17 protein-coding genes are annotated in these 18,083 nt (G+C 57.4%); 11 read left to right on the forward strand and 6 right to left on the reverse strand.

Annotated features, from left to right (window positions below):
* Positions 1–35: 35 nt before the first annotated feature.
* Entirely contained in the window at positions 36–491 is a 456-nt protein-coding gene (locus tag H6650_04695; protein ID MCB8951295.1) for a transcriptional repressor, read from the reverse strand.
* A gap of 98 nt (positions 492–589) precedes the next feature.
* Positions 590–1,831 carry an FAD-dependent oxidoreductase gene (locus H6650_04700; protein ID MCB8951296.1) on the reverse strand — a complete coding sequence of 414 codons (1,242 nt, stop codon included), beginning with the start codon at positions 1,829–1,831 and terminating at the stop codon, positions 590–592.
* Positions 1,832–2,221: 390 nt separating this feature from the next.
* Between H6650_04700 and H6650_04705 the strand changes: the two genes are divergently transcribed.
* The 4 genes from H6650_04705 to H6650_04720 all read left to right on the forward strand — a co-directional run bounded on the left by H6650_04705 (position 2,222) and on the right by H6650_04720 (position 5,988).
* A complete protein-coding gene (locus H6650_04705) occupies positions 2,222–3,031 on the forward strand; it encodes an amino acid ABC transporter substrate-binding protein (GenBank protein ID MCB8951297.1) in 810 nt (269 codons plus the stop codon).
* A 246-nt stretch (positions 3,032–3,277) separates the two neighbouring features.
* Positions 3,278–3,820: a hypothetical protein gene (locus H6650_04710; protein ID MCB8951298.1), complete on the forward strand. Its 543-nt coding sequence runs from the start codon at positions 3,278–3,280 to the stop codon at positions 3,818–3,820.
* 68 nt (positions 3,821–3,888) lie between these two features.
* Positions 3,889–4,947 carry an SPFH domain-containing protein gene (locus H6650_04715; protein ID MCB8951299.1) on the forward strand — a complete coding sequence of 353 codons (1,059 nt, stop codon included), beginning with the start codon at positions 3,889–3,891 and terminating at the stop codon, positions 4,945–4,947.
* Between the two features lie 51 nt (positions 4,948–4,998).
* Complete coding sequence (locus H6650_04720) at positions 4,999–5,988, forward strand: NAD-dependent epimerase/dehydratase family protein (protein MCB8951300.1); 990 nt, start codon at positions 4,999–5,001, stop codon at positions 5,986–5,988.
* An 11-nt stretch (positions 5,989–5,999) separates the two neighbouring features.
* Here the strand turns inward: H6650_04720 and H6650_04725 are convergent, their stop codons facing one another.
* On the reverse strand, positions 6,000–6,710 hold the full coding sequence (locus tag H6650_04725; protein MCB8951301.1) for a hypothetical protein: 711 nt from the start codon (positions 6,708–6,710) through the stop codon (positions 6,000–6,002).
* A 421-nt stretch (positions 6,711–7,131) separates the two neighbouring features.
* Here H6650_04725 and H6650_04730 point away from each other — a divergent pair, with 421 nt between their 5' ends.
* From H6650_04730 to H6650_04745, 4 genes are all read left to right on the forward strand, one after another.
* Complete coding sequence (locus H6650_04730; protein ID MCB8951302.1) at positions 7,132–8,004, forward strand: ABC transporter ATP-binding protein; 873 nt, start codon at positions 7,132–7,134, stop codon at positions 8,002–8,004.
* 9 nt (positions 8,005–8,013) lie between these two features.
* The gene (locus H6650_04735; protein ID MCB8951303.1) at positions 8,014–8,817 is read left to right on the forward strand and encodes an ABC transporter permease subunit; all 804 of its coding nucleotides are present in this window, start codon (positions 8,014–8,016) and stop codon (positions 8,815–8,817) included.
* Between the two features lie 9 nt (positions 8,818–8,826).
* Positions 8,827–9,621: an ABC transporter permease subunit gene (locus H6650_04740; GenBank protein MCB8951304.1), complete on the forward strand. Its 795-nt coding sequence runs from the start codon at positions 8,827–8,829 to the stop codon at positions 9,619–9,621.
* 1,083 nt (positions 9,622–10,704) lie between these two features.
* On the forward strand, positions 10,705–10,980 hold the full coding sequence (locus H6650_04745) for an amphi-Trp domain-containing protein (protein ID MCB8951305.1): 276 nt from the start codon (positions 10,705–10,707) through the stop codon (positions 10,978–10,980).
* A 67-nt stretch (positions 10,981–11,047) separates the two neighbouring features.
* On the opposite strand, the gene H6650_04750 is transcribed toward H6650_04745, so the two are convergent.
* Both H6650_04750 and H6650_04755 read right to left on the reverse strand, forming a co-directional pair.
* Positions 11,048–13,042 (reverse strand): hypothetical protein, encoded by a 1,995-nt coding sequence (locus H6650_04750; GenBank protein ID MCB8951306.1) that lies wholly within the window; start codon positions 13,040–13,042, stop codon positions 11,048–11,050.
* A 203-nt stretch (positions 13,043–13,245) separates the two neighbouring features.
* Positions 13,246–13,989, reverse strand: a complete 744-nt coding sequence (locus H6650_04755) for a rhomboid family intramembrane serine protease (GenBank protein MCB8951307.1) — start codon at positions 13,987–13,989, stop codon at positions 13,246–13,248.
* 509 nt (positions 13,990–14,498) lie between these two features.
* Here H6650_04755 and H6650_04760 point away from each other — a divergent pair.
* The 3 genes from H6650_04760 (at position 14,499) to H6650_04770 (ending at position 17,868) form a co-directional block, all read left to right on the forward strand.
* Complete coding sequence (locus tag H6650_04760; GenBank protein MCB8951308.1) at positions 14,499–15,443, forward strand: MoxR family ATPase; 945 nt, start codon at positions 14,499–14,501, stop codon at positions 15,441–15,443.
* A gap of 48 nt (positions 15,444–15,491) precedes the next feature.
* The gene (locus tag H6650_04765; GenBank protein ID MCB8951309.1) at positions 15,492–16,769 is read left to right on the forward strand and encodes a DUF58 domain-containing protein; all 1,278 of its coding nucleotides are present in this window, start codon (positions 15,492–15,494) and stop codon (positions 16,767–16,769) included.
* 208 nt (positions 16,770–16,977) lie between these two features.
* Positions 16,978–17,868: a patatin-like phospholipase family protein gene (locus H6650_04770; GenBank protein MCB8951310.1), complete on the forward strand. Its 891-nt coding sequence runs from the start codon at positions 16,978–16,980 to the stop codon at positions 17,866–17,868.
* Between the two features lie 19 nt (positions 17,869–17,887).
* Here H6650_04770 and H6650_04775 read toward each other — a convergent pair whose 3' ends face one another.
* The gene (locus tag H6650_04775; GenBank protein MCB8951311.1) at positions 17,888–18,067 is read right to left on the reverse strand and encodes a hypothetical protein; all 180 of its coding nucleotides are present in this window, start codon (positions 18,065–18,067) and stop codon (positions 17,888–17,890) included.
* Positions 18,068–18,083 lie beyond the last annotated feature (16 nt).

Genomic DNA, 18,083 nt, shown 5'->3' on the forward strand with positions numbered 1-18,083 from the left:
TCATGATTTTCTCCGGGTGAAGGTATGGGCGGTAATCAGGGGGGGGGGAGGGAGAGGCAATGCCGGCATTTTCCCGCCAACGCCATGTGCTGCAACGCAACGCGAAAACCGTGCTGCTCCCATAATTGCGCCGCCAGTTCATCGAAAAGCGTATCGGGCACAAACGCCACCTGACCGCACTCCGTGCAAACAATGTGATGATGTGGCTCTTCTCCCATCATCTCATACACCGTCCGACCCGCCAACTCCGTCTTTGCCACCAGATTCAGCGCACAAAAAAAATCTAGCGCCCGATACACCGTGGCCCGATTCACCGATGGCGCGGTCAGCCGCACCTGCTCATAAACCTCGCGCGCCGTCGCATGGCCGCCGCGCTCGCAAATCGTATCCAGCACAAGCTGCCGCTGCGGCGTCACGCGATGCCCCAGTTCACGGATGCGGTCGAGATAATTCAGACGATAGTGTGACATAATCGTTGGAGCAGCCCTCATCACATTCTGCGAAAATTCGTTATTGCAACTTGTCGCAACAACGAATCAAACGGAGTATAGCAGGTCAAACACACCAAAGCGAACGGTTGCGGCCATTCTCACACCGTCTTCAGATATTCACGGATCAGCAGCGCCGCCGTCGCGCCTTCACCCGCGGCACTGGCAACCTGCTTCGTACTCCCCGCGCGCACATCTCCCGCCGCGAACACACCCGGTGCACTTGTTTCCAAAAAGACGGGTTCACGCTGCGCCTGGCCCACAGGCCCCATCCCCGCGTGCCGCAAATCGTGCCCTGTTACCACAAATCCCCAACGATCCAGGTGTACATCACTGTCCGCCAGAAATTGCGTGTTCGGGTCCAGGCCGATAAAAATGAACGCCCCGTCTACGACCATCTCCTCCCGCGCCCCGCTCTCGTTGTTGCGCAGCTTCAACCGCCGCAATTTGGCATTGGCTCCCACGAACGCCTCCACTTCCGTGTGAAAACGCACGTCAATTTTGGGATCGCCCAGCACGGACTCCTGGATAATGGGGCTGGCCTTGAAGGCTGCGCCGCGCACCAGGATCGTCACCTGATCCGCATATTTCGTCAGCAGCAGGCTTTCCTCGGCGGCGCTGTTGCCGCCGCCCACCACAACCACGCGCTTGCCCCGATAAAACGGACCATCGCAAGTGGCGCAAAAATGGACGCCCGCGCCAATGTAATCCGCTTCGCCGGGCACACCCAGGCGGCGATACCGGCTGCCCGTGCTGATGAGCAGGGCGCTGGCGCTGTATTCGCTGCCATCCCCCGTGGTCACACAGTGATAATTGTCATGGTGGTGGATGTGCGTCACTTCCTGGGCTTGCAGAATCTCCACGCCGAACTGCTCTGCCTGTCGTCGCAGCCGCTGCGCGAAATCCATGCCGCCGATGCCATCGGGGAAGCCGGGCATGTTTTCCAGCTTTTCCGTGGCCGCCGCCTGGCCGCCAATGGCCGCCCGTTCAATCACCAACGTATCAATCGCCTCGCGCGCAGCGTAGAGCGCCGTGGTCAAGCCCGCCGGTCCGCCGCCGAGGACAATCAGATCATAATGGGTGCGACTGGCTACCGTTTTCAATCCTAACCTGGCCGCCAACGCCGCGTTGCTTGGCTCAACGAGGATGGAGCCATCCTCGAAGACAATGGTGGGAATAATGCGGCGGCCTTGATTGGCCGTGATCACGAACTGCTCCGCCGCCGGGTCTTGCTCAATGTCAATCCAGTGATATGGTATCTGGTGTTCGCCGAGGAACTGCTTGCTACGACGGCAATCCGGGCACCAATAAGCGCCATAGACGGTGATATTTGGTTCTGACATGAGGTTTCTCCTTCAAAGACACCTTTGTAGGACGAGTTTCTAACCCGTCCACGCTTTCCAAAATGGACGCGGATGAACACGGAAACACGCGGATGATGACCGCCGACTGTTTTCAGACGACGCGAGGGGGGGATCCCTTTCGTCTTCGCTGCGGTTTGTCGGGCGGGAGGCGGGTCTGGGAAGCCTATGGCTTTGCCGTAGTTCCCAATTTGGCGATTCGGATAGTCCAAAGGTAAGCTTGTTACCCGCCGCGGAGAATGGCGCCGCCTGGTTGCCTGATGGGTATGGCATGAGCCTGTTGCCTGGGTTTGTCGAAGGCCACAGGCGCGGCAACCGGCTCAGCCCACGAGAGGTTTGGTTGTTGCGTTATAGCCTCATTCTGGAGATAAGATGCTGTTTGAACGTTTTGCCCGAGGTCGTGCCGGCATTTTGCCCCTGCTCGCACTCATTTCCGGTATTTTCATGATGGCGCTGCTGGTTGGATGCCGGCATTCCCCCGCCACCTGGACGCGCATTCAAGAACAAGGCGTGCTGCGCATCGGCCTCGATCCCACCTACCCCCCCTTCGAAACCGCCGACGCCAACAGCGTATGGGGCTACGACGTAGACCTGATGCGCGCCATTGCCGACCACTACGGGCTGCAGGCGCAGTTCACCTATTTCGGCTACGATGGCCTCTACGACGCCCTGTCCACGGCGCAGGTAGACGTCCTCGCCTCCGCCCTGGTGACGCAGCCCGAACGGACACGCGACTTCGCCTACAGCCAACCCTATTTTGATGCCGGTCAGGTCCTCATCGTGCCCACCGCCTCCCCCATCACCGGCGTGGACGACCTGAACAACCGCGTGCTGGCGGTGGAATTGGGCGCGCAAGGACACGTCCTGGCCACCACCTGGGAGCGCCGCCTGCCTGGAATGACGATTGTCCCCTACAACAGCGTGGATGAGGCGCTGGCCGTCGTCACTGCCGGGACCGCGGACGCGGCGCTGGTGGACAGCATCGGCGGGCGCCTCTATTTGCGCCAGGCAGCCGGCCTGATGCGGCTCTCGCCGCCCGCGGAAAGCGAGCCATACGCGCTGGTGGTGCGCGCGGATGACGAAGTGCTGCTGCAAAAGCTGAACGAGGCGCTGGCGACTCTGGAGAGCCGCGGCGTGCTGGCGGAACTGGAGCGGCGCTGGTTGGATACCCCGGATAACTAAAATAATGCCGGCATCGATCCGGATGCTCGCTCCTGCTATGAAAACCGTCCCAAGGTGTGCTATACTGTCCCCATCTGGTTGTTTCGCGCTGCTGTAGCCGCGACGATCAGCCACGCGCAACGATATGGAGCGGGAATTAAATAAGACAACAAAGTTGTTTCCTTCCCGCTCCTTCAAACTGGCGCTGCGATTCGAGCTTTATTTCAGCGCCGGTCGATATCACACTGACCACAAGGAGCAATCCACATGAAAGATTCCCCTGTTCCCGATCTATTTGGGAAAATTAGTGACGAATCGACGGCTTTGGGCAAACTTGCCGGCAAAATCCCCGGATTCGACGGTTACATTGAGCGCAGCCGTCGTCGTGAGGCGGACCAATTGCTGCGCCAGACCATTGCCAGCCGTATTGAGGCGATCAGGGTGCAGTTGGGTGGCGTCCACCAGGAATTGAGCCGCGATATTCTGCTGGCGATGGAATATGCGGAGCCACTAGGCGAAGTAGATACGCGGCTGATGGGGCTGGCGGGCAAGGTCAAGGATGCGCCGCAAGGGTACGCCGGTTTCTTTGATGCGGTAAAGATCAAGGAGGAGGACCTGGCGCGCGTTTATGCGTTTGATGCCGGCATGATGGATTTCGTAGACCAACTCGCCGCCGAAGCCGACGCCCTCAACGCCGCCGTCATCGATGGCGGCGACATCGGCGCGGCCATTCGCACCATGAGCGGCACTGCCCGCGAAGCCAACGCCAACTTCAACACCCGCACCGAAGTCCTCATGGGCATTGGCTGACGGTAACGGCAAAAATCTGAAGGCAAAAGATTGGCAACCTTCCCAGAACTGGAGAGGAGAAAATAACTATGGCTCGAGTATTTGATCGCGTCGCCATCGAATCCTGGCTACGAGACGAAATCGTACAAAAGTTCCCGCGCGGCGGCCTGGGCGACATTCGCCTCGGCTCCCCCTGCATTGTCAACCCCGGCGAAACCGCCATTTTCGTGCGCAGCGGCGAATCGCTGGGCACACTCGACCCCGGAACCCACGTTCTCACCACCGCCAACGTCCCCTGGCTCACCGATTTGCTGGAAAAGGGGCTGTTTGGGGGCAAAAACGTCTTTACCGCTGACGTCTATTATGTCAAAACAACCGACATGACGCTCAAATGGGGCACGGCCAACCCCATCATCGTCGAACATCTCAACCGACCGCCGGGGGCCAGCGCCATGGTCGGTAACGGAACCTACGTCGTCAAGGTAAAAGACCCCTGGCGCTTCCTCAACGCCATGGACGCCTTCCGCGAAAGCGTGCGCCTGGCGCAGATCAAAGAGCGCCTCGATCCCATGTTGGGCGTCTTCATGCAGGACAAAATGTCCGAACTGGCGACCGCCAAGAGCCTGGGACCGGCGCAACTGCAATCCTTCTCTCAGGAACTGAACAACCTCCTCGCCGGACTCCTGCAAACGGAATTCGACGCCGTCGGCCTCACGCTGGTCGATTTCAACATCCGTCTCGGCCTCCATCCCGACTCTCTCAGCGTCGTCACCAAGATGGGGTATGGCACGGACTACACTCAGATGCAGATCGCGGACGCCGCCCGCGCCGCCGCCGAAAATCCGTCTGGCGGCAATCTGGGCGAATTGGGCCTGGGGATGATGGGGATTGGCGCGATGCAGCAGCAGCAAATGATGCAGCAGCAGATGCGCCAGCAGCAGCCTGTGTCGCCCCCCGCCGCTGAACCCGCCGCGGCTGTCGGCAACGACATGCCCGACGTGATGACGCCGGCTCAGGCCGCGACCTACCTGCAAGTCACGGAGGCGGACGTACTCGCCGCCATCGAAGCCGGCGACCTGAAGGCGCGCAAAATCGGCGCGGCCTATCGCATTTCCAAGAGCAGCCTGGAAGAATTTCTTGCCGGCTAGTTACCAGATTGGTCCAAACTTTCCGTTTGGACCAATCTTCTGATCATCCGTATGAAGATATTGATCCTGGGTGGAACGGTCTTTTTAGGGCGGCATTTGGTGATGGCGGCTCAGGCGCGCGGTCATGAGGTGACGCTATTTAATCGCGGCCAACACAATGCCGGCATCTTCCCAGACGTGGAGAAACTGCGCGGCGACCGCCAGGGAGACCTGACGGTGCTGCGCGGTCGCTCCTGGGATGCCGTCATCGACACCTGCGGCTACGTGCCCCGCGTGGTGCGGGCCAGCGCGGAACTGCTGGCGGATGCCGTGAACCACTACACGTTTATCTCTAGCATTTCCGTGTACGCCGACTTTCGTCAGGCGAATATGGACGAATCGTATCCGGTGGGCAAACTGGCGGACGAGAGCGTGGAAGAAGTCACCGGGGAAACCTACGGGCCGCTGAAGGCGCTGTGCGAGCAGGCGGTGGAGGCGGCGCTGCCGGGACGGACCCTGAACATTCGTCCGGGCCTCATCGTCGGGCCGCACGATCCGTCCGACCGCTTTACGTATTGGCCGCATCGCATTGCCGCCGGCGGCCCGGTGCTGGCTCCCGCCCCCGCCACGGAACCGGTGCAGATCATTGATGCGCGTGACCTGGCGGCGTGGAACATTCGCCTGGTGGAAGCGGGAAAAACGGGAGTCTACAACGCCACGGGACCGGCTTATCCGCTGACCATGGAAGACGTGCTGCAAACATGCGTGCGCGTGAGTGGCAGTGATGCCACGCTGCGGTGGGCCGATGCGGCGTTTCTGCTGGCGGAGGGAGTGACGCCGTGGACGGAGATGCCGCTGTGGGTCCCTAACGTGGATGGGTCGTATGATGGCTTTTCCACGACGGATGTGGGCAAGGCCATTAGGGATGGCCTCACGTTTTGCCCGCTGGCGCAGACGGTGCGGGATACGTTGGCGTGGTTGGGAGAGCGGGGAGAGGGGACGTGGCGTGCCGGCATTTCCCGTGAACGAGAAGCCGAACTGCTACGCAAACTCCCCGCCTGACACGCCGCCAACTAATCAGCTTTTGGCGGCTTAATGTCCAGCCCGCCAAACGCCACAAACCCCGTAATCCGCAAATCGGAAGGTTCCCCTTCCAGCATCTTCCGCTGTCGCCGCTTATCCGACACACCGCCGAAAATCGCCAACACATCCCGCTCAACCAGCCAGTCCGGCGAAACCTCCACCCCAACGCCGCCAAACATGGAAAACACATTCAGCACCGCCGGTTTTGCGGTCACATTGGCCTTATCCAGACGTAGCGTCGCCCCGCCAAACACCGCCGTCACCTCGCCCCCCTCAAACGCCTGCGACGTGACCACCCGCTCATCCCCACCAAACATCGTAAACACGTTCACCCGCGCCGCGCTGTCCATCACCGCGCCCTTGCGCATTCCACTCCAGGTCCCCGACCGCCCAAGCATGATCGACACGCCAATGATGATCAGCAACAGCGGCCAGAGCGACAGGATGGATTCCACTTCCACCACCTCCAGCGCGGCCAGTTGAAACGCCAACCCGCCCACAATCAAGATCAGGGGGCCTGTCCAGAAACGGAACCCATTGCTCAACAACTGCCACAAGCCCAACAGAATGAACAACGAAGGTATCCACTTGAATAGACTGGAGACATCCCCTGCCCCCAGATTTTGCAACAGCAGCGCCACTCCCACCAGAATAATCAGCACACCTAGAAATAACTGTGTAGAAATACGTCTTGTCGCCATCTTTCCTTCCATTCCTTTTTAGTGAGCATCCCAAATTTAAGATTAGTTCATTTTTGGAGAATGAACCAATCTGAAGCAAGCAACATTTAATCGCTTCCCGACCCCATGTTTCCCTATACGCAAGGATGAGTGAAAGGGTGCAACAAACACGATTTCGTCTTGTCATGTTTGGGCCAAGTTCTTATACTGTATCCAACTAAGGAACGGAAACTAAATAAGACAACGAAGTTGTTTTCTTGCCGTTCCTTCAAACTGACGATGCAATTCCGTACTTAATTTCATCGTCAGTCCTAAGGGTTCGCGCTTGGTGGATAGTCCAAAGTTGATTTGCACGAACCCTGACTGCTCGATATTGTGGGGCTGTATCTGTGTCTCACCCCACCCGCGGGACGGATTTTGATCAAGCAAGAGGAGTCTCACTATGAACATCGTTGAAGTCAATCATCTCACCAAGTATTATGGCAAATCCCGTGGCATCGAGGATGTGTCGTTTACCGTGGAGGAAGGCGAAATTTTCGGGTTCATTGGTCCGAACGGAGCGGGCAAATCTACCACGATCCGCCTGTTTTTGGCGCTGATTTTCCCGACCAGCGGCGAAGCAAGAATCTTCGGCAAGGATTGTATTACCGCCGGCCCGGAGATCCGCCAGGAGATTGGCTACTTGCCCTCGGAGGTGTTCTATTACGAGGGGATGAAAGTAATTGACTTGCTCAACTACTCGGCCAGTTTCTACAACAAAGATTGCACGCAGCGATTACATGAGCTGGCCGATTTGATGGAATTGGACCTGAAACGCCGCATTGACGACCTTTCCTATGGCAACAAGAAGAAAGTAGGGATCGTGCAGGGGTTGCTGCACCAGCCCAAACTGATAGTGCTGGACGAACCTACCAGTGGACTGGACCCGCTCATGCAGCAGAAATTCTTCAATCTGATCCGTGAGGAACATGCCCGCGGCGCTACAGTTTTCTTTTCATCGCATATCTTAGGGGAAGTGCAAAAGATGTGCAATCGGGTAGCAATTATCAAAGAGGGCAGCATCATCAACATCCAGGACATCAGAACCCTGCAACAGGATAACTACAAGAAAATCAGGGTGATGGCCGAAGGGTTGGAAGGCAAACGCTTTGAAATTCCGGGTGTCAGCAATCTGACGCGCGAAAATGGCGCAGTGAGTTTCTTCTTCAAGGGTGATATTAACGCCATGCTGCACATCATCAGCCAGAAAGAAATCCGTGATGTGACCATCGAGGAACCAACCCTGGAAGAGATCTTTATGCACTACTATGAATAAGGATCGGCAATGAACATTTACAAACAGGAAATCAAAATGAGTCTCCGGTCAGTCATTATCTGGTCGGTTTCGTTGGCGATCCTCATTTTTGTATTCATGGCTATCTTTTCGAGCATGGCCGGGGATGCGGCTTTGTTGAGTCAGGCTATGTCGAAATTCCCGAGGGAATTATTGATCGCCTTCGGCATGGAAAATATGGATATGTCCACCATCCTGGGATTTTTCGGGCTTGCCTTCCTCTTCTGCCAGATTTGTCTGGCTATCCAGGCAGCCAATTACGGGTTTTCACTGGTCTCGGTGGAGGAAAGAGAGTTTACGGCTGATTTCCTGCTGGCTAAACCCGTGAAGCGGTCGCGTATCATGAACAGCAAATTGCTGGCTGCCTTGACGGGCCTGACCATCACGAATTTGGTTGTCTGGGTCAGCAGTTTTGTCTTTATCAGCCTGTATGCCAACGGAAAAGAGTACGACACCAAAGCGCTGCTGGTCTTGCTGCTTAGTATCGTTATCTTCCAGTTGTACTTCCTCTCAGTTGGGATGGTGATCTCGCTGCTGACAAAACGGATTCGCAGTGTCACCTCCTTTTCGATGGCTCTGGTGTTTGGTTTGTATTTGGTGAATGCCTTCAGCGGGATGCTCGGCACTACCAGCGTAGAGATTATCTCTCCTTTCAAACAGTTCGAGCCGAACTACATCATCAAGAATGCCGCCCTCGATCTGCCCCTGGTGCTGTTGTGCGTGGGTGTGATCGTGGTATCTATTGTCGGGAGCTATTGGCTGTATGGTCGAAGAAACATTCCTTCGGCAGTGTAGGAGAAGAAAATGAACATCTTTCTTCGAGAATTGAGAGCGAATTTGAAATCTTTGATCATCTGGTGCGTGATCGTCGTCTTGTTTGTGCTGGTAGGGTTTTCCAAATTTACGGCGTATTACAATAATCCAGAACTGCTGGCAATCCTGGACAGTATGCCCCAGGCTGCGCTCGCCGCGTTCAACCTGAGCGCGTTCAACCTGACGACGTTGACGGGCTTTTTCGGCGTGATGTATACCTACTTCGCCCTGCTTTTATCGGTTGCCGCGGCGATGTGGGGCAGCGATATCATCTCAAAAGAGGAGCGGGACAAAACGGTGGAGTTTTCGCTCACGCTGCCGGTCACGCGCAGCCGGTTGATCACGGCGAAAACGGCCGCGGTCGTCTTGAACTGTGCGATTTTGTTGCTCGTGACCTGGGGCGCTACCGTCGTCGGCGCGCGGGATTTCCAACCGGACGGTAAATTCTATGGCTTCCTTTCGCTGGGGATGCCGGCAATTTTCATCATGCAGTTGATCTTTGTTGCCGTCGGAATTTTCCTGGGATGCACCATGAAACGACACAAACGCGCCGGGTCTCTGGCCGTCTCCGTCTTGCTCGTCACCTACATCCTTTCGATCATAGCCACACTGAGCAAGAATCTTGAATTTCTCAAATACTTCACACCTTTCAAGTATTTTGATCCGGCCACGCTGTTGCACGATGCCCGCATTGCGCCCCTCTATTTGCTCCTCTCCGCGGCTATTGTGGTGGTCGCCCTGGCAGGCGCCTACCTGGGCTACGGCAGGAGAGATTTGTACATCTAGTGTCATGTCAAGGGCGTTTGATGGGAAACCGTAGGTCAATTCGCTGAATTGACCGGACAAGACAGCGTCTTGTCCTACGGCGCGTATCCATCGTTTTCTGCGTGACGGCACACGAGTGTCCTGTCGAGGATGTTTGATGGGAAACCGTAGGTCAATTCGCTGAATTGACCGACAAGACAGCGTCTTGTCCTACGGCGGTATCCATCGTTTTCTGCGTGACGGCACACGAGTGTCCTGTCAAGGCGTTTGATGGGAAACCGTAGGTCAATTCGCTGATTGACCGGACAAGACAGCGTCTTGTCCTACGGCGCGTATCCATCGTTTTCGCGTGACGGCACGAGTGTTCTGTCGAGGATGTTTGATGGGAAACCGTAGGTCAATTCGCTGAATTGACCGGACAAGACAGCGTCTTGTCCTACGGCGCGTTTCCATCGTTTTATGCTTGACGGCACGAGTGTCCTGTCGAGGATGTTTGATGGAAACCGTAGGTCAATTCGCTGATTGACCGGACAAGACAGCGTCTTGTCCTACGGCGTGTATCCATCGTTTTATGTGACGGCACACGAGTGTCCTGTCGAGGATGTTTGATGGGAAACCGTAGGTCAATTCGCTGAATTGACCGGACAAGACAGCGTCTTGTCCTACGGCGTGTATCCATCGTTTTATGCGTGACGGCACACGAGTGTCCTGTCGAGGGCGTTTGATGGGAAACCGTAGGTCAATTCGCTGAATTGACCGGACAAGACAGCGTCTTGTCCTACGGCGCGTATCCATCGTTTTCTGCGTGACAGGACACTAGCGTCTTGTCAACCACAATGTGATGGATTGCCCGGAAGCTGTTTACGAGACAGCGCCGGCCTGCGCGTGAGCTTCCGGGAAGGTTCGTTGTAACTATTCACGTCTCCGAGAGATTGGACCAATTTTGTAGACATTAACAGGATTTAACCAGAGCATATTGGTCCAATCTGGGCAGATGACCTGTATAGTCGCGGTTCGTTTTTGTATGCAATCACGACGATTGACACATTCCGGAAGGAACCGGTTCTCCCGCGGATGAAGGTGACCGACGAAAGGAGATCACTAATGGGTAAAGAAGTAAGGTTGTTCAAAAGCGAAGAACGGATGAATCGTCCCGATGTGAGCGCGTTCTTGCATCAACTGGCTGACAAGCTGGCGGAAGGCCAGGTTGTGCTACGCCAGGGTAATGAAGAGATCACGCTGCAGCTTCCACACAGCCTAATTCTGGAAATTCAGGTGGAAGACGAAGATAAGAAGTCGAAAGGAATGCAGCACAGCCTTGAAGTGGAGATCAAGTGGTTTGACGACGATGGTCAGGGCGAGCCTTTGCAACTAGGATAGGCCTGGGACTTTCTATCAAACCTTCCCGGAAGCTCGACAACTTCCGGGAAGGTGACCAGGACCTGGCTCAGACCACTTCAATGATGGTCCAGAGGAATTGCCCGAAGGGGTTGCCCTGGGGATCGAGCAGCCGCCAGTCACTGCGATAGATACCGGGCGTTGTGGGGGCGATGAGTTCAAGCGAAAGCTCGACGAGTGCGCCGGGGGAGACAAGGGGGAGTGGGCGCTGGAGGATGGGGGTCAGGGGAATGCCGGCAGCAAAGCTAATCGCAAATCCCGGTTCCCACGTCGTATTACCGTTGTTGCGCACTGCCCACGTCTTCGTAAACGTCTCTCCCGGCTGCATCCGCTTCCCATCGGGAATCGTCACGTCGTTCATGAAAGTAATGTCATGCACGGCGGGCACAACCTGAATCAACACGAAAAAGAAGTCGCCAAACGGCTGTCCGGTGGGATCTGCCAGCATCCAATCGCCGCGGTAGATGCCCGGAATGCCCGGCGCGCGAAATGTAACGGACAAATCACCCTCGGCTCCTGGCGAAATTGCCGGCACGGGATGACCAATCCCATCCAGCAATTCATTAGCGTGATGCACCAGCGTACAACCCGCCTTCCACGTACGCTCCCCAATGTTGCGCGCGCGCCAGGTCTTCACGAATTGGGACCCGGCCACTATCACGCTGTTGTCGGGAATCGTCACGTCGTTCACGTAAATGCTGTCGAAGCTGCCCATCTCCTCCGGTTCCGGCACGGTGATCGCCACGGTGAATTTGTCGCCAAACGGCTCGCCATTCGGATCGTGTAATTGCCAGCGGGCGCTGTATGTGCCGGCATTCTGCGGCGCCCGCAGCAGCACGGTAATCTCGGATTCCTGGCCGGGCGACACATCAGGAACCGGCTGCGTCCGATCCTTCGTCATCGGTCGGCCATTGAGCAGCCGCACCGTGCAGTTCTGATCCCAGGTCAGATCGCCGCTGTTTTGCACCCGCCACGTCTTGCGGAAAAGCTGATTGCCTTCCACTTCCTCCCCTTCCGCCACAAGCCCGTGCGCCACAAATCGCGCCCCATACGTGCGCGGTGGACGTGGCTGCCGCTTTTGCACGCCGCGCGTCCCTTCGTTCGCCTCCTCGCCCGGCAGCACCACCAGGGCTGACTCATCCACCACCGTAAACGGGTGCGCCAGCGTAAAATCCCTCACCGGTTGGATCAGCTTTTGCGCCCGTTGGGCAATATCGCCATATCCACCACCCAGATACCAGATCGCCGCCCCCAGCACCTCGGGAAACTGCGCGTACATCTCCGCCACTTCCCGAATGTGCTGCATCGCCGGCGGCACATCGGGCACATTGTTATACTCCCAGCCCCATTCCGTAATCAACACGCGCGGGCGCGGGATACCGTGCTTATCCGCGGCGCGGAACAACCACTTGAATCCCCCCACCAGAAAACCAGGCTCACGCCAGATGTCGTTGATGCTGTAGCTGTATTCATGCAGCGCCACGCCGAACTGCCGGGGATGCTCCGCGCACAGTTCCAGATATTGCAGCATCCCATCCGTCTCCCACGCGCCCTGCGTCACGTCAGGCGTCCCCGCGGAAAAGCCAAAAGCGGCGAACTTATACCCATCCGCCAGCGCGCGCTGTGCCGTATGCCAGGCAAACTTGCCCAACCAGTCACACCAATTCACCTCCTTGCGCACCTCGTTGATGGTCTCCACCCAGGTAATGGCCGGGTCGAGGTTCGCAGGGAAGCGCGGCTTGTGCAACTGCCAATGCGCCGCCGCCGCCGCCTCCGGCTCCAGATCATACCGGGGAATATCAAAATGATTGTCGCCGTCCAACTGCCCGGAACGACGAAAGACGGATACATGGGGCACGTCAATGCCCTGCGCCTGATTCTGGCGCACGATGTCCTGCGCTTCATCCAGACCACGCATCGAATCCGCGGTTTTGATGAAAAATGGGATGCGCTGCTCATTCAACCGCTGCATCCAATCGCCAATACCGGTGGGGTCTCCCCCTTCCGCCAGGTGAAAGCCTATCTTGTTACGCGCGGTAGCCATGGGGTTCCTCCAAAAAGTGTTGTACGCTGACCAGCAAACGGGAAACGAGCGTCAGCGAGTTTTCTTTTGGTTATAAGGGGGTAGCTGCTAAGCCAGATCAGACCAATTCTCTCTGGTGAAAATGATCATTGAGCGCGTGAAATTGGTCCAATTTCCAGAGAGCGTTTACATAAGGGGAATGGGGGTTGACAGGACGGGTGGTTTTAGGCGCGCCCATCGGAGTCGGGATCGTCTGGATCGTAGAGGTCAAAATCGAAGGCGTCGAAATTGATATCCGTGAGGCGGATCATGTCTTCGGGGTATTCCAGGTCGCCGTAATCAATGACCAGATGGTCATCGTCGGCTGATTCCTCATTAAGAGCAGGCGCGCGTCGGTCAGCAAGTGAGCGAGCAATGAGCGCGCCCCCAATGAAGCCAAAGAGGTGCATTTGCCAGGAAACACCCATTATCAGGGGAAACACGCCCCAAATAAAGCTGCCATAAAGAAGGATGACAACCAGGGCGCTGCTCATGGCAACAAGACTGCGTTCATAGACGGCCCGCAGCAGCAGGAAGCCAAAATAACCGAAGACCACGCCACTGGCGCCAATGTGGATGGAGTTGGGCGCACCGAAAATCCAGGCGCCCAGGCCGCTGCTGACCATGACGACCAGCGTGACAATGAGGTAGTCACTCCAGCCACGCACCAGGATCAACCAGCCAAGAAAAGCAAACGGAACGCTGTTCGTTGCCAGGTGAGCGAAGTTGGCGTGCAAGAAGGGAGCAAAGAGGATGCCGCGTAATCCTAACAGATGGTGCGGCCAGACGCCAAATTGATCCAGCCCGCCACGGAAAAGGAAGGTGTCCGCTGCCTCGGTGAGCCACATGAACAGCAGAACACTGCCGATGAGGGCGACTTGTAATGTGAAGCTGCGGGCAATGCGGCGTTGCCAGGGTAGAGCGTCCATAAGTGTATTGTATGACTTGCGCCTGATCAGGCAACTACAAAATGGGCGGAAGGGTGCGCGGGGCTTTTGTGGGCACCGTCATTTTTGTGGGGCGAATACTATTCCGCGCCAGGGCGCTTCGCCCCCCGCCCTGGACTCGGGCGGAAACAACTTGTGTTGCCCGTATTTCTGTGAGCGGCAATGGGCTTATGGGTTATCAACAAAAGTTCCGCGCACCCGGACGGAAAGATTCGCGCCGGGGTGCTGCATTGCCCCCGCCTATTCCCTCTGGTAAGATTCGTGCAAGGGTTGAACCATCGTAATCATTCTCAACCGCCTGCCCGGAAGCTGTCTTGATGCCAAATGATTTGAATGATGAGGCGTTTTGGGCTTGAAATGGCGCTTCCGGGAAGAACATTGGGATCATAGAATCGTTACAAACCCGGTTTTTTGCAAAGCCCAGAGGCTGTTTTTTTCGGTGTTCTCAGCGACCCACCACCCTCTCACCCTCTTTTCAACGGAGACGCCAGATGAATCATTTGCAATCGTTTGCCAACCGCGTCATTGATAACGTCGAAAACGTGATTATCGGCAAGCGTGGCGCCATTGAAATGTTGATGGTGTCCATTCTGTGTGAAGGGCACGTCCTGTTGGAAGATGTGCCGGGCGTGGGCAAGACAATGCTGGCGCGAGCGTTGGCGGTTTCACTGGGGGTTCAGTTTAAGCGGTTGCAATGCACGCCGGATTTGCTGCCGAATGATGTCACGGGCGTGTCGATTTTCGATCAACAGACGCGCGCGTTTAATTTCATTCCGGGCCCGGCGTTTACGAATATCTTGCTGGCGGATGAGATCAATCGAGCGACGCCGCGCACGCAGTCGGCGCTGTTGGAAAGCATGGGCGAGCGGCAAATTACGGTAGACGGGGTGACACGCCCGCTGGAACGACCGTTTTTTGTGCTGGCAACGCAGAATCCGATTGAGTATGAGGGGACGTTTCCGCTGCCGGAAGCGCAGTTGGACCGCTTCTTTATGCGCCTGAGCCTGGGGTATCTGGATGAAGAGACGGAAGGCCAGATGCTGTTGAACCTGGGGCGTGAGCATCCGATTGAGCGGTTGCAGGCGGTGGTGGATGGGCGGGAATTGCCTGATCTGGCGCGCCAGGTCTGGGATGTGCATGTGGATGATACGGTCCGCCGCTACATTGTGCGCCTGACTGCCGGCACGCGGAAACACCGGGACCTGATTGTGGGGGCCAGCCCGCGCGGTTCTCATGCTTTGTATCGGGGAAGTCAGGCATATGCCGGCATTCACGGCCGCGATTACGTGCTCCCCGACGATGTTAAAAAACTTGTCCCCCTCATCCTCGCCCACCGCTGCCTCGTCCACCCCGAAAGCGCCCTCCGCGGCGTCCTCATCAACGACATTCTCAAACGCCTCATTAAAGAGACCCCCCTCGACCTCACCATCGACTGAAAACCATCAACGGAAAACCGTCAACGAGAAACCACCAACTTCCCTCCCATGCTCTACCTGATCTTCCTCTTCCTGGCAATCGCCATCCTCCTGCGGATCGACTTCGTTTATTACATCGTCTACGTCTGCCTCGGCGTCTATGCCTGGAGCCGCTGGTATCCCGGACATGCGCTGCGCCATCTGCGCGTCGCCCGCCAATACAACGACCACGCCTTTCTGGGGGAGGAAATTAACGTACGCCTGGAGATAGAAAACAGCAGCCGCCTGCCGCTCCCCTGGCTGCAACTGACCGACGCCATCCCCCTCGGCCTGCGCAAAGGCTCGCAAATTCACACGGCGATCGCCCTGCGTGGACGGGAAACCCGGCAACTAACCTACACCGCCCAGGCATACCGGCGCGGCTACTACCGGCTAGGCCCCACCTATATGCAGTTGGGCGATCTGTTTGGCTTCGCCCAACGAGAAGCGCATCTCAGAGCATCTTACCTGACCATCTACCCCAGAATCACGCCGCTGGCGCAGTTGGGCCTCCCTTCCCGCCTCCCATTTGGCACGCTGCCCAGCCGCCAGCGCCTCTTTGAAGACCCTGCCCGGCCCATGGGCGTGCGCCCCTTTCGCTCCGGCGATTCGCTGCGCCAGGTCAACTGGAAAGTGAGCGCCAGCAAGGAAGCGCTTCTGGTAAAGACGCTCGAGCCGGCTATCTCCCTGGAAGCGGCGCTGCTGCTCAACCTGAACGCGAACGATTATCATGACCGATATTATGGGCCAGAATGGACCGTGGAAATCGCCGCGTCGCTGGCCGCGCACCTGGTGGAGAAGCGGCAGGCGGTGGGCTTGATTAGCAATGGCGCGGACCCGCTGCGCGTAGAAGGCGGTGAACAGGATGACCCTGGCTTTGATCAGGAAAGCGGGCGGCTGCTGCTGCGCACGGAGACGCCCACGGAAACCGATTGGCACCTGGGGCATCCGCTGGGCCGCGCCGCGGGCCTGATGCCCACGCCCATCCACCCGCACGCGGGCCGCGCCCACCTGATGAAGTTATTGGAACTGCTGGCGCGGCTGGAGGCGGACGATACCGTCTATTTTCCGCTCTGGATTCCCCGTGCCTGTCTGGGCCTCAGTTGGGGCGTGACCATTCTCGTGCTCACGCCACGCGGCGACCTGGAAACGTGCCAGGCGCTGCACCGTCTCACCCGTAGCGGGTATAATCCTGTGTTAATCCTCGTAGAGCGGCAGCCCTCCTTCGGTCAGGTACAGGAGCGCGCCCGTCGCCTCGGCTTCACCGCCTACGAAGTCGCCAATCAGGAAGACTTTCACCGTTGGTGAGTGGCCGGTGTGCGAGTGGTGGGTGTGCGAACGGCGGGTTTGCAGGGATGCGGGTTTGCGGGCAGGCAAGCGGGTACATGCACTCGCCCCTCGTCCTTCTTAAGGGCGCATCCGTATTTTAGATTGGAAATAATGGATGCGCTGGAAGGGTTCTTGCTTATTGGATAGGCCAAAGTTAATTTTGCACGAACCCTAAGGGATCATAACGATGAAATGTCCTAAGATAGCACTGGTACTCGGTGGCGGAGGCAGCCGTGGGCTGGCTCATGTGGGCGTGTTGCAGGTATTGCAGCGCGAGCAGATTCCGATTGATATGATTGTGGGCACAAGTATGGGGGGGATAGTGGGCGCGGCGTACGCGCTGGGGATGTCGCCGGGAGAGATTGCGCGGGGATTGCAGGCGGCGATGTCTCTGAGTTATCCGAAAGTGCCGGCATTACGTGATCTCAAACTCTTCTCCGCGCGCGCCCGGCAGGACCGATTCGGGATGCAGTTGAAACTGGCTTTGGGGGACAAAAACTTCAGCGACCTGCGCATCCCCATCATTCTCATGGCCGTGGATATGCTCAGCGGCAAGGAAATACAGTTGAAAGAGGGGGCGTTAGTGCCGGCATTACTCGCAACCTCCGCCGTCCCTGGCCTCTTTCCCCCCGTCGTCATGGGGCGCCATCAACTCGCCGACGGCGGCGTCATCGACAGCCTCGCCACCCACGTCGCCCACGCCCACGGCGCACGCAAAATCATCGCCGTAGACGTACACCCTCCCCTGGCCTCCGAAGACCCATGGCACGACCCCGTCAGCGCCATCGTCGGTTTCCAACTACCTATCCCTTCCCTCACCAGCGGAGACGAATTCCTGCGCGGCCCCACGCTGATGCAAGCCATGTGGCGCTCCGTGCGCGTCATGACCTGGCATCTACACGAGGAACGGCTGATTAATCATCCCCCCACCATCCTCATGCGCCCAGACATCACGGGCGTCGGTTCGCTGGACTTCAAGGACCTGGATAACCCCATTGCCGCCGGCGTGGCCGAGGCGGAAAAACATCTGCCCGCGCTGCGCCAACTCCTGGCCGACGTGCCACAAAACGTTCCTTGACACCGCCCGCGCGGGGATCTCACCCCAACTGGTCTACATATTTCTGCAATTCCCGCTGCCGAATTTTCTCGTATTGGTCGGGAATAATCTCCGCCATTTCCGCATCCGTCAGGCGCACGCGCAGAATATCCAGAGCATCTTCGGGGTTCTGCCCATAGGCCAGTTTCCTCTTTCCATTCTTCATCAGGAAGAGATACATATAGTGTGGATTACTA

The organism is Ardenticatenales bacterium (assembly GCA_020634515.1).
Taxonomy (GTDB): Bacteria; Chloroflexota; Anaerolineae; order Promineifilales; family Promineifilaceae; genus JAGVTM01.

What these genes read in the sequence shown, in the direction of transcription:
- H6650_04735 (MCB8951303.1), top strand. Translation starts at nt 8,014, where the DNA reads ATGAACATTTACAAACAGGAAATCAAAATGAGTCTCCGGTCAGTCATT.
- H6650_04700 (MCB8951296.1), bottom strand. Translation starts at nt 1,831, where the DNA reads ATGTCAGAACCAAATATCACCGTCTATGGCGCTTATTGGTGCCCGGAT.
- H6650_04745 (MCB8951305.1), top strand. Translation starts at nt 10,705, where the DNA reads ATGGGTAAAGAAGTAAGGTTGTTCAAAAGCGAAGAACGGATGAATCGT.
- H6650_04725 (MCB8951301.1), bottom strand. Translation starts at nt 6,710, where the DNA reads ATGGCGACAAGACGTATTTCTACACAGTTATTTCTAGGTGTGCTGATT.
- H6650_04775 (MCB8951311.1), bottom strand. Translation starts at nt 18,067, where the DNA reads ATGTATCTCTTCCTGATGAAGAATGGAAAGAGGAAACTGGCCTATGGG.
- H6650_04705 (MCB8951297.1), top strand. Translation starts at nt 2,222, where the DNA reads ATGCTGTTTGAACGTTTTGCCCGAGGTCGTGCCGGCATTTTGCCCCTG.
- H6650_04760 (MCB8951308.1), top strand. Translation starts at nt 14,499, where the DNA reads ATGAATCATTTGCAATCGTTTGCCAACCGCGTCATTGATAACGTCGAA.
- H6650_04715 (MCB8951299.1), top strand. Translation starts at nt 3,889, where the DNA reads ATGGCTCGAGTATTTGATCGCGTCGCCATCGAATCCTGGCTACGAGAC.
- H6650_04755 (MCB8951307.1), bottom strand. Translation starts at nt 13,989, where the DNA reads ATGGACGCTCTACCCTGGCAACGCCGCATTGCCCGCAGCTTCACATTA.
- H6650_04695 (MCB8951295.1), bottom strand. Translation starts at nt 491, where the DNA reads ATGAGGGCTGCTCCAACGATTATGTCACACTATCGTCTGAATTATCTC.
- H6650_04740 (MCB8951304.1), top strand. Translation starts at nt 8,827, where the DNA reads ATGAACATCTTTCTTCGAGAATTGAGAGCGAATTTGAAATCTTTGATC.
- H6650_04765 (MCB8951309.1), top strand. Translation starts at nt 15,492, where the DNA reads ATGCTCTACCTGATCTTCCTCTTCCTGGCAATCGCCATCCTCCTGCGG.
- H6650_04730 (MCB8951302.1), top strand. Translation starts at nt 7,132, where the DNA reads ATGAACATCGTTGAAGTCAATCATCTCACCAAGTATTATGGCAAATCC.
- H6650_04720 (MCB8951300.1), top strand. Translation starts at nt 4,999, where the DNA reads ATGAAGATATTGATCCTGGGTGGAACGGTCTTTTTAGGGCGGCATTTG.
- H6650_04770 (MCB8951310.1), top strand. Translation starts at nt 16,978, where the DNA reads ATGAAATGTCCTAAGATAGCACTGGTACTCGGTGGCGGAGGCAGCCGT.
- H6650_04710 (MCB8951298.1), top strand. Translation starts at nt 3,278, where the DNA reads ATGAAAGATTCCCCTGTTCCCGATCTATTTGGGAAAATTAGTGACGAA.
- H6650_04750 (MCB8951306.1), bottom strand. Translation starts at nt 13,042, where the DNA reads ATGGCTACCGCGCGTAACAAGATAGGCTTTCACCTGGCGGAAGGGGGA.